Here is a 9,491-nt window from a genome sequence, read left to right as displayed (position 1 = left end):
GTCCGGGCCGTCACGGCCCGCGAGCTGGACGGTCCCTACGACCTGATCCTGCTCATGACCAAGGCCTGGGCCCTGGAGCAGGCCATGGAGGACATCGCCCCGGCCGTGGGACCGGACACCGCCATCCTGCCGCTGCTCAACGGCATGGCCCACCTGGAGCGGGTCAACGCCCGCTTCGGCCGCGGTGCCGTGCTCGGGGGGATCGTCCGTGTGGTCGCCACGGTCACCCCGGAGGGTGCGGTCTTCCAGTTCAAGCCGGGCGCCACGATGATCTTCGGCGAACAGGACCGGCAGCACACTGACCGGGCGGCCCGGGTCCAGCAGGAACTGTCGGTCCCGGGGTACGACCTGGTCCTGGACGAGGACGTCCTGGCCGCGATGTGGCACAAGTGGGCCTTCATCGTGGCCGGGGGGACCACCACGTGCCTGATGCGTGGCACCATCGGCGCCATCCTGGCCACCCCCGGCGGCAGGGAGTTCGTCCTGGAGGTCATCGACCAGACCGAACGGGTCGCCGCGGCGGCCGGATACCCCGTCTCGGACGCCGCGCACGCGGCGAGCCTGGAGATGTTCACCGAACCCGGGTCCGTGTTCACCTCCTCCCTCTACCGGGACCTGACCGCCGGGTTCTCGCACGAGGGGGAACACCTGCTCGGGGAGTTCGTGGCCACGGCGGAGCGGTACGGCGTGGAGGTCCCCCTGACCCGGCTGGCCCTGACCCACGTGCGGGTGCACGACCAGACCGCCACGCGAGCCGACCGTCCGGCCCAGCCGGGTCCGGTGCGATTGGCCACCCTGTGAGGACCACCGTCTGGTCCGCTCACCCCCGGGGACCGGGCACCGGGCCGCCGATGCGGGTGGGTCGGCTGCCCGGCCCTCACCGGGGGGCGTCCGCGAGGGCCGTCCGCACGTCGTCCAGCCGGCGGGCCACGGTCACCCGGTCCCGGGACGGGGACCCGGACGCCTTGACCTCACGTCCGGTGACCAGCACCACGACGGTCTCCCCGGGCTGCACCACGCCCTCGCGCAGGGCACCCCGCAGGCCGGCCACGGAGGCGGCCCCGGCCGGTTCCGCACCGACGCCGGCCGTGGCGGCCAGCAGGCCGACGGCCGCCAGCAGTTCCGCGTCGCTCACCGCGACCATGGTCCCGTCGCTGGAGCGGATGGCCTGGAGCACCGCCTCACCGATAGCCGGCCGCAGCACGGCGATCCCGTCGGCGACGGTCGCCCCCGCATCCAGTTCACCGGGACCCGGATCGGTGCCCGACCACGCGCGCACCAGCGGTTGGCACGCCGCGGCCTGCACACCCACCAGACGGGGCGTCCGGGCGGCGACGCCGCAGGCGACGAGCTCGTCGAAGCCCTTGGCGAGCGCCACGAGCGTGGGGCCGTCACCCACCGGGGCGACCATCACGTCCGGCATGCGCCGGCCGAGCTGCTCCCAGACCTCCAGCGCGACGGTCTTCTTCGCCTCCGTCGTCAGCGGGTTCACCCCGGTGTTCCGGTCCACCCAGCCGAACTCCTCGACGGCTGCACGCGAGAGGTCCACGGCGGCGGCGTAGCCATCGGGGACCTGGAACACCCAGGCCCCCGCCTGGGTCATCAGCGCGAGCTTCTCCTCCTGGCAGTCGGTCGAGACGAAGATGACGGCGCGCATTCCGGCGGCGGCCGCCCCGAAGGCCGTGGCCACCGCGGCGTTGCCCGTGGAGGCCGTCGTGATGGTGTCCCGGCCGTGCCGCAGCCCGTCCTCGATCACCAGCGCCGTGGCCCGGTCCTTGTTGGACGCCGTCGGGCCACGGGTCTCGTCCTTGACCCACAGGCCCGCGACGCCCAGCGCGCCTCGCAGGGCCGGGACCGCGAGCAGGGGCGTGCCGCCGACGGGCAACGGGTAGCGCACCGGCCCCTCGGCCACGGGCAGCAGCGCCCGGTACCGCCACATCGTGAACGATCCCGGCTCCCCGTCCGGGACCAGGGCGGGACCGTAGTCGTACTGCAGCCACTCGCACCCGGCGGTGCGCGCCGAACCGGTCACCCTGCCCATTCCGCGTCCGCCTCCCCCGTGTCCGTGTCCGTGTCCGTGTCCGGGCGAACCGTCTCAGCCATACCGGCTCAGCTCGGTGAAGAAGTCCTCGACCACCTGGAGCCGGCCGCTGCGGGCCATGTCGTCATAGACGTACTTGCCCACGGCCAGGTCGAGCACGCCCAGGCCGAATGGTGAGAAGACCACCGGGCGGTCCTCCGGCAGCGGGACCGTGCCGGCCATGACATCGGCCAGGGTGCCGGCCACGAAGTCCCGATGACCGACCATCTGCTCCACGAGGTGCGCGGACGTCCCGGCCTTCAGGCAGTGGTCGACGTCGTCCAGGACGTTGGTCGACGCCAGCAGGATCTCCGGGTCCAGGTCACGCAGGGACACGTGCAGCACCAGCGGGTTGTGCTCGAACCAGGAGAGGTCGTGCACGTGCGGCTGGGACGCGATGGTCGCGAACACGACGAGGTCACTGCTCCGGATCAACTGCTCGGGGCTGTCGTGCACGGTCACCCGGGCGGCCGTGCCGCTCCGTTCGAGATACCCCTTGAATCCCTCTCCGCTCTCGCCCGAGAGGTCGTACACCCCGATCTCGTCGAAGGACCAGTCCGTCGCGTCCAGGAAGGTGTGGATGTACCGCGCGATGAGGCCCACGCCGAAGAACCCGACGCGTCGGGGCCGGCCCCGTCCCCTGCTGAGCCAGTCCGCGGCCGCGGCCGCCGAGGCGGCCGTCCTGGAGGCACTGATGATGGAGCTCTCCATGCAGGCGAAGGGGTAGCCCGTCGCCCGGTCGTTGAGGATCAGCACCGCGGAGGCGCGGGGTATCCCGGACCTCACGTTGTCCGGGAAGCTCGAGACCCACTTGATGCCGTCGACCCCGACGCTGCCGCCGATCGAGGCGGGCAGGGCGATGATGCGCGCGGTGGGCCGGTCCGGGAAGGTCAGGAAGTACGACGGGGGGTTCACCGAGTCCCCGGCCGCGTGCACCCGGTAGGTCTCCTCGACCAGCTCGACGACCTGCCGCTCCCGGCCCTGGAGCGCCTGCTGCACCTGGGCACCGGGGATGACGGCGAACGGGGGGACGGTCCTCGGTTCCGGGGTGGCGACCGGGGAGACGGTGGGATCCTCCTTCATCGCACGTCCTCCCGCCCCGTGGTCACGAGGTCGGACACCCGCCGCGGCTCGGCCATCCCCACGAGGATCTCCCGAGGGCCCTCGTAGGCCTCACGGCTGTGGGCCGTGCTCACGTTGTCGACGAGCATGAGGTCCCCGGCCTCCCACGGCGTCCGCAGGGTGTGGGCCTCGTAGACCTCGTTCACCAGGGTGATGACGTCCTCCCCGATCGGGTCGCCGTTGCCGAAACGGGTGTTGAACGGCAGTCCGTCGGGACCGTAGACGTCCACCAGGTACTCCCGGATCTCCGGGGCGATCGTCCATTCGTTCAGGAACGCGACCTGGTTGAACCAGCAGCGCTGGCCCGTCACCGGGTGCCGCACCACGGCGGGGCGGCGTTGCCGGGTCCGGAGCTCCCCGTCGGGCTGCCACTCGAACTCGATCTCGTGGGCCCGGCAGTAGTCCTCGACCGCGGCGCGGTCACCGACCCCCAAGGCCTCCTCGTAGGAGGCCCCGACGTCCTCGTTGTAGCTGCGGGCGAGCAACCACCCCTCGTCCTCGAACCGCCGGACGAGGTCCGGGGGAAGGGCCTCCAGCACGGTGCGGGCGTCCGCGACACCGGTCACCCCTCCGGTGGCGGGTGCCTCGAGGCAGGCGAACAGCAACAGGCCGGGGAACTCGAGCGCGTAGCTGAGCTCATGGTGCATGCACATGGGCTGGTTGGCTGGCCACGTGAGCGACGAGTACACGCCCTCGGCGTGCTGCCGCCGGGCGGCGAACGCCTCCCGGTCGGGCATGAGTCCGCCCGGGGCCAGCCGGTGGAACACGGCGGCCACCTCGGCTGCGTCGCGGAGGCCGAGCCCACGGACCATGACGGCACCGTGCTCGTCCACCGCCGCGCGCAGTCCCTCCCGGTGCTGGTCGGCCCACTGGACGGGATCGGGGCCGTCCGCGACGGTGAGCATCGGTGTCCGGCCGGCCTCACGGTCCACGGCGAGCTGTGTTCTGGGTGAGGGGGATGACATGAGGGTCCTTTCGGGTCACAGGGAACGAGTGGGAGTGGTCAGCCGGTCACGGCCGGGGTCCTGGTCCGGGGGCGCGGAATGCGTGTCGAGCAGGCACGCCAGGTCGGCCAGGACCGGGGTCCGCATGACCTGCTGGAGCGAGACGGCGCGCTGGAGCAGCACGACGAGCTTCACGGCGGACAAGGAGGTGCCGCCCAGCTCGAAGAAGGAGTCCTGCCTGCTGATCCGCTCCGGCGGCAGGCCCAGGACCGATCCCCAGGCCCCGGCCAGCCGTTGCTCGGCGGCCGTGAGCTCCTCCGTGGGGGTGGGGTGTGCCACGGTGTCCTGCGCCATGCCGCCCAGGGTCTTCCGGTCGATCTTGCCGTTGCCGGTCAGGGGCAGGCGCTCCTGCCACCGGTACGCGGAGGGGACCATGTAGTCCGGGACCCGTCCGGCCATCCGGGTACGGAGCTCCTCCGCCTCGAGTGGACGGTCACCGGAGTAGAACGCCACGAGGAACGCGGACTGGTCGGGCCCCCGCCCGACGACGACGGCGCCGTCGCGGACGCCGGGAACCCCCAGCAGGGCGTTCTCGATCTCACCGATCTCGATGCGGAAGCCCCGGATCTTGACCTGGTTGTCACGCCGGCCCAGGAAGTCGAGCTTCCCGTCCGGACGCCACCGTCCGTAGTCACCGGTCCGGCAGATGCGCGCCCCCGCACGATGCGGGTCGTCGCCGAACATCGCCGCGGTGCGTTCCGGGTCGTTGACGTACCCGCGTCCCACGCACACGCCGGAGAACACGATCAGTCCCGGGGCGCCGAGCGGTACCGGGGTGCCGAACTCGTCGACGACGTCCACGTGGGTGTTGTTGATCGGCCGCCCGAGGGGGACCCCCGGCCCAGCCGGGGGCCGGTCCATGATCTCGTGCACCGCGTCGTCGGACGTCTCGGTGAGCCCATAGGTGTTGACCACGGGGATGTGGGGGTAGAGGGCGAACCAGCGCTGGACGAGCTCCTTCTTCAGGAAGTCGCCGGTGGGGCACACGCAGTGCAGGTCCGGCAGCTCGCGGGGGTGCTGCTCGAGGTAGGACACGATCACGTCGAGATAGGAGGGCACGACCTGGATGACGCCGGCGTGACCGTCCACGATCGTGTCGACGAACCGCTCCACGTCGAGGATGGCGTCCTGGTCGACGAGCAGGGTGCGCCCGCCGACCAGGAGGGCGGCGACGAGTTGCCACACCGAGATGTCGAAGCACTGCGGACCGGTCTGGGGAATCACCTCTCCCTCGCGCACGCCGAGGTCGTCGATCTTGGCCAGGATGTGGTTCAGCATCCCGGCGTGCTCGCACATCACGCCCTTCGGCTGCCCGGTGGAGCCGGACGTGAACAGGATGTAGGCCAGTTGACCGGCGGCGACGTCCACCCCGAGGTCGCCCTCCGGGTGATCCTCGGCGGCGAGGTCCTCGACGAAGAGCTCCGTGACGCCGGGCAGGATGGACAGGGCCTGGTCGAGCATCGCGGTACTGGCCCGTTCGGTCACCACCAGCGGGGACTCCGCGCGGGAGATGGCCGTGGCCATGCGCTCCGGCGGGAAGTGCGGCTCGAGCGGCAGGTAGGTCAGGCCTGCCTTCCAGATGGCCAGGACGGTCACCATCCAGTCCAGGTTCCGCTCCGTCACCACGGTGACGACGGTCTCCCGGTCGAGGCCCCAGGCCTGCAGCGCCCGGCCCAACCGGTTCGCCCGGGCGTTCAGCTCGCGGTAGGTCAGGAGGGCCTCCCCGTGCACCGCGGCGACCGCGTCGGGGGTGGACCCGGCCCGCTGCTCGAGCACCTCGTGGACGCGGAGGTCGGGAAGCTCCCGCCGGGGACCGGCGAGATCCTCCAGCTGGAAGCGCAACTCCTCGGGGGTGAGGAGGCAGGCGCGGGCGTGCTCGCCGTCCGGGTCCGCGGCCATGGCCGCCAGGGCCCGCGCGTGGTATCCGGCGATGCGGGCGGCGGCGGGCGCGTCTAGCGCATCGGTGCGGTACCGCAGCCGCAACCGGGCACCGCCCGCCTCGTTCGACACCGACAATTGGAGGACCGTGCCGTCGGCCGGCTCCCCCGGGGTGTCCCGTGGGATGAGCTCGGTCTCGAACACCGGCCCGCGCAGGCCCAGCTCCCGGCGGACACCGTCGAGGTCGACGCCGTGTCCGTCCTGCAGGTGCGATCGCAGCTCCCCCTCCAGGCGAGCCACGGAGGTCAGGAGATCGCGCCAGGAGCCCGGGTCGATCGTCAGCCGGCACGGCACCGGTTCGCCTCCGGGCGCCGTGCCGTAACCGGTCACGACCTCCCGTTCCCCGGCCAGCGTGGCGAGCACCCTGGCGTGGGCGGTCAGCAGGACCGCGTCCACCGACGTCCCCAGGCCGTCGGCCAGCCGGCGCAGCGCTCCCAGCAGGTCCTCGGGGAGGGCCTCGTGGTGCTCGCCGAGGCCGGGACGGGGGTCCAGCGTCCACCGCGGGATCGTGGTGAGTCCACCCGCGGCGAGCATGCCCCGCCAGAAAGCGCGTCCCGTGTCAGTCATCATGTCCATGTCTTGCTTTCCTGCTTTCCTGCTCAGACGGTCTCGACCACGTCGGCGGCGGAGGACGGCCGTGGCTGCCGGCCGGGGTTCGCATCGGTCAGGGCCTCGGCAGGGTTGCCTCCCCACCGCTCGCCGGCGGGGATCTCCTCGCCCTTCATCAGGAAGGAGTCGGGGGCGAGGAAGGCGCCGTCGCCCATCCGCGCGCTGTAGAGGATCATCGCGGACACCCCCACGGAGCAGCCGGAGCCGATCGTGATGGCATCGGACTTGAAGGCGTAGTCCTCCTGTGAGTGGCACTGGACCCACGCACCGGTGTTGAGGGCGACGTCGTCACCGAGGGTGACGAGGTTCTTCTCGGCGATCTGGGCACCGTCGTCGAAGAGCCGCCTGCCCACGCGCACCCCCAGCATCCGCAGGATCGCGCCCTTGAACGGGGTGCCGTTGAACAGCGGGCTCACTTCCGCCTCGAGCTTGTAGAAGCGTTCCGTGCGCCAGAAGTCGATGTCGTAGATCGAGCAGTACTTCGGCTTCAGGGGTTTGAACCCGGTCGAGGCGCGTTCGACCAGGGCACGGTAGAACAGGCCGAAGACGAGGGTGAGGACCGTGGTCAGCATGAGTGAGACCTCACCGACCAGGAAGTAGAGGTCCACCGCGAAGAAGCCGAACAGGGTGGCCACGAAGACGTAGAACCAGCGCGCCAGCAGGAACAGTCCGATGGTCACGAGGTTGTGCCGGTTCTTCGCGGCGAGCCGGTCGGGAAGCTGCTCGTCATGGGCCATGCGGATGAATTCACTGTCCCGCTGGACCGTGCGCGGGATCTCGAAGGCCGGCGAGCCCAGGAGCCCGACCCCCTCCCGGACCGGTCCGTCGATCGGGACCAGCGCCTTCGTGGCGATGAGGCAGTCCGGGCCCGTCGTGGACTGCGGTGGGTAGAGGATCTCGTTGCCGAAGAAGCTGTTGGGCGCGATCGAGCTGCGCGAGACGCTGAACGAGGAGCTGGAGTAGTTGGCGTTGACGATCGAGATGCCACTGGCCACCACCGTGCCGCTCCCGACGGAGACCAGGTACGGGTTGTCGTGCTTGATGTCGGTGCCGAAGTTCGATCCGGTCTGCACGACCGGGGACAGCCCGTACCCGAGGCTCTGCAGGTAGCGGACGATGAACGAGCTGTCCCCGAAGAGGTCGTGGAAGAACCGTCGATTGGTCAGTCCCTCGATCGCCCGATGGCACGCGAAATGGAATCCGTACAGTCGATAGGTCCGGTCCGGGGTCAGTGCCAGGTTGAGCAGCCGTGGCACGGTCATGGTGAGGACCATGCCGACGACGATGGTCCCGAAGAACAGGATGACGGAGGTCAGCAGGACGTACCCGTAGAACGACGCGCTCGTGAAGGACACCACCGGCGACCAGAGCATGTCCGAGAGCCAGGGGATCACGTCGAGGACCAGGGCCAGCCCGCCGAACCCCACCGGCAGTGTCACGCCGAAGAGGAGCAGCAACTGGCAGATGACGTACCCGGCCCTCCTCAGGGGGCCGCAGTCGATCGGGGCGACGGCACGGTAGTCCGACTCCGTCCGCTCACCTGGTGATCCGTGCCAGTGCTCGCCGGCCGGGACGGCCTGGCCCTCGTGGAGGGACGAGGCGTGGCCCAGTTGTGCGCCGTCACCGAGGGAGGTGCCGATGTCCAGCACCACCTTCTCACCGATGAAGACGTCCTTGCCGATGGTCACCGGACCCGTCTGGATCATGCCGCTGACGGCGCGGTATCCCGTCAGGAAGGTGTCCTTGTCGATGACGGTGCGCTCACCGATGGTGAGCATGTCGGTGCAGACGGGCACGCGCCCGGTGAGGACGATCGCCCCCTTCCCGACCTTGGCTCCCAGGGCCCGCAGGTAGAACAGGTACAGGGGCGAGCCGGCGAAGAGGACCAGGGGGCTGGCGACCACCACGGTCTTGACGAACCAGAACCGCACGTAGTCCAGGCTCCAGATGCGGATGTCCCGGGGCTTCCAGCGGCCGATGAGGAGCCATTTGACGAGGATGGGCAGCGTGCACATGACCAGGAAGGTGACCGCACCGAAGCCGGCACCCCGCAGGTAGTGCTCGAGCAGGCCCTCCCCCTCCCAGACCCAGAGCAGCCCCCTCTCGATGATCACGGCGAACAGGAAGGTGTAGGCGAGGAAGATCAGGGTCTGCAGCACGCCGCACACCACGTACTCGGTCGTGGTGGCCGGTGTGCCCTCCGCGGGGGTGCGCCGGTGACGTCCTCGGTGCGTCGTCCGCCCGGAGCGCTCCGGGGGGACGAGGGCGGTGGACGGTCCCGGTCCCGCCGCGGGGGAGGCGACGGCGTCGGTGACCGTGGGCTGGCCCGCGGTCACCGGCTCACCCCCACCCAGCGAGGCGGCCAGTGCCGCGATCGTCGGGTGCCGGTAGACGTCCTTGATCGACACGGCCGGCAGGTCCGGCTGCTTGCGCACCCGGGCACAGAACTGCGCCATCACCAGCGAGTCGGCGCCCAGGTCCTCGAAGAAGTTGGCGTCCACGGGCACCTGCTCCCGGCCCAGCACCCCGGCCAGCACACCGGCCAGCAGGTCCGCCATCCGGGCCTGCACCGGCGCCGGGGCGGGCTCCGCGGGGGCCAGGGCCCCGGCCAGTGCCGCGATCGTGGGGTGCCGGTAGACGTCCTTGATCGACACGGCCGGCAGGTCCGGCTGCTTGCGCACCCGGGCACAGAACTGCGCCATCACCAGCGAGTCGGCGCCCAGGTCCTCGAAGAAGTT

Annotated in this window: 6 protein-coding genes; 1 reads left to right on the top strand and 5 read right to left on the bottom strand. The window is 70.9% G+C overall.

Features of this window, described 5'->3' with window-relative positions; all coding sequences use genetic code 11:
• The coding region (locus PLJ28_RS11025) for a ketopantoate reductase family protein (protein ID WP_324590128.1) at positions 1-801 on the top strand (801 nt) is incomplete at its 5' end.
• A gap of 76 nt (positions 802-877) precedes the next feature.
• On the opposite strand, the gene PLJ28_RS11020 is transcribed toward PLJ28_RS11025, so the two are convergent.
• From PLJ28_RS11020 to PLJ28_RS11000, 5 genes are all read right to left on the bottom strand, one after another.
• The gene (locus PLJ28_RS11020) at positions 878-2,041 is read right to left on the bottom strand and encodes a threonine synthase (RefSeq protein WP_183524160.1); all 1,164 of its coding nucleotides are present in this window, start codon (positions 2,039-2,041) and stop codon (positions 878-880) included.
• 54 nt (positions 2,042-2,095) lie between these two features.
• Entirely contained in the window at positions 2,096-3,163 is a 1,068-nt protein-coding gene (gene sbnB / locus PLJ28_RS11015; RefSeq protein ID WP_183524157.1) for a 2,3-diaminopropionate biosynthesis protein SbnB, read from the bottom strand.
• A complete protein-coding gene (locus PLJ28_RS11010; RefSeq protein WP_183524152.1) occupies positions 3,160-4,167 on the bottom strand; it encodes a TauD/TfdA family dioxygenase in 1,008 nt (335 codons plus the stop codon). The genes sbnB and PLJ28_RS11010 overlap by 4 nt, the downstream gene beginning before the upstream one ends.
• A gap of 15 nt (positions 4,168-4,182) precedes the next feature.
• On the bottom strand, positions 4,183-6,720 hold the full coding sequence (locus tag PLJ28_RS11005; protein WP_298043851.1) for a non-ribosomal peptide synthetase: 2,538 nt from the start codon (positions 6,718-6,720) through the stop codon (positions 4,183-4,185).
• A gap of 23 nt (positions 6,721-6,743) precedes the next feature.
• On the bottom strand, positions 6,744-9,491 hold a 2,748-nt coding region (locus tag PLJ28_RS11000), incomplete at its 5' end, for a Pls/PosA family non-ribosomal peptide synthetase (protein WP_324590127.1).

The sequence above is a fragment of the Citricoccus sp. genome, assembly GCF_035445025.1.
Lineage (GTDB): Bacteria > Actinomycetota > Actinomycetes > Actinomycetales > Micrococcaceae > Citricoccus.
Note: the sequence above shows the minus strand (reverse complement) of the source record. Positions and strands in the feature narration are given on the sequence as shown.

Coding starts and splice junctions, on each gene's coding strand:
- PLJ28_RS11020 (WP_183524160.1), bottom strand. CDS start 2,041: ATGGGCAGGGTGACCGGTTCGGCGCGCACCGCCGGGTGCGAGTGGCTG.
- sbnB (WP_183524157.1), bottom strand. CDS start 3,163: ATGAAGGAGGATCCCACCGTCTCCCCGGTCGCCACCCCGGAACCGAGG.
- PLJ28_RS11010 (WP_183524152.1), bottom strand. CDS start 4,167: ATGTCATCCCCCTCACCCAGAACACAGCTCGCCGTGGACCGTGAGGCC.
- PLJ28_RS11005 (WP_298043851.1), bottom strand. CDS start 6,720: ATGGACATGATGACTGACACGGGACGCGCTTTCTGGCGGGGCATGCTC.